Annotated in this window: 1 rRNA gene; it reads left to right on the top strand. The window is 53.0% G+C overall.

What is annotated here, in order from left to right:
* Positions 1–67: 67 nt before the first annotated feature.
* A 16S ribosomal RNA gene (locus F2P44_RS34185) occupies positions 68–1598 on the top strand.
* The last annotated feature ends 12 nt before the right edge of the window (positions 1599–1610 follow it).

Genomic DNA, 1610 nt, shown 5'->3' with positions numbered 1-1610 from the left:
CATCGAAAGATGAGCTTGTCAGTATTTTGAGTGAGCGATCTGTCCGCAAGGACATTAAACAGAGATTGAACTGAAGAGTTTGATCCTGGCTCAGATTGAACGCTGGCGGCATGCCTTACACATGCAAGTCGAACGGCAGCGCGGGGCAACCTGGCGGCGAGTGGCGAACGGGTGAGTAATATATCGGAACGTACCCTGGAGTGGGGGATAACGTAGCGAAAGTTACGCTAATACCGCATACGATCTAAGGATGAAAGTGGGGGATTCGCAAGAACCTCATGCTCCTGGAGCGGCCGATATCTGATTAGCTAGTTGGTGGGGTAAAGGCCTACCAAGGCATCGATCAGTAGCTGGTCTGAGAGGACGACCAGCCACACTGGAACTGAGACACGGTCCAGACTCCTACGGGAGGCAGCAGTGGGGAATTTTGGACAATGGGCGAAAGCCTGATCCAGCAATGCCGCGTGAGTGAAGAAGGCCTTCGGGTTGTAAAGCTCTTTTGTCAGGGAAGAAACGGTGAGGGCTAATATCCCTTGCTAATGACGGTACCTGAAGAATAAGCACCGGCTAACTACGTGCCAGCAGCCGCGGTAATACGTAGGGTGCAAGCGTTAATCGGAATTACTGGGCGTAAAGCGTGCGCAGGCGGTTTTGTAAGTCTGTCGTGAAATCCCCGGGCTCAACCTGGGAATTGCGATGGAGACTGCAAGGCTAGAATCTGGCAGAGGGGGGTAGAATTCCACGTGTAGCAGTGAAATGCGTAGAGATGTGGAGGAACACCGATGGCGAAGGCAGCCCCCTGGGTCAAGATTGACGCTCATGCACGAAAGCGTGGGGAGCAAACAGGATTAGATACCCTGGTAGTCCACGCCCTAAACGATGTCTACTAGTTGTCGGGTTTTAATTAACTTGGTAACGCAGCTAACGCGTGAAGTAGACCGCCTGGGGAGTACGGTCGCAAGATTAAAACTCAAAGGAATTGACGGGGACCCGCACAAGCGGTGGATGATGTGGATTAATTCGATGCAACGCGAAAAACCTTACCTACCCTTGACATGTACGGAAGCCACGAGAGATCGAGGTGTGCTCGAAAGAGAACCGTAACACAGGTGCTGCATGGCTGTCGTCAGCTCGTGTCGTGAGATGTTGGGTTAAGTCCCGCAACGAGCGCAACCCTTGTCATTAGTTGCTACGAAAGAGCACTCTAATGAGACTGCCGGTGACAAACCGGAGGAAGGTGGGGATGACGTCAAGTCCTCATGGCCCTTATGGGTAGGGCTTCACACGTCATACAATGGTACATACAGAGGGCCGCCAACCCGCGAGGGGGAGCTAATCCCAGAAAGTGTATCGTAGTCCGGATTGTAGTCTGCAACTCGACTACATGAAGTTGGAATCGCTAGTAATCGCGGATCAGCATGTCGCGGTGAATACGTTCCCGGGTCTTGTACACACCGCCCGTCACACCATGGGAGCGGGTTTTACCAGAAGTAGGTAGCTTAACCGCAAGGGGGGCGCTTACCACGGTAGGATTCGTGACTGGGGTGAAGTCGTAACAAGGTAGCCGTATCGGAAGGTGCGGCTGGATCACCTCCTTTCTAGAGTTGCAC

It is taken from the genome of Massilia frigida (assembly GCF_011682175.1).
Classification (GTDB): domain Bacteria; phylum Pseudomonadota; class Gammaproteobacteria; order Burkholderiales; family Burkholderiaceae_D; genus Telluria_A; species Telluria_A frigida.
This window is presented reverse-complemented; position numbering and strand designations above follow the sequence as displayed.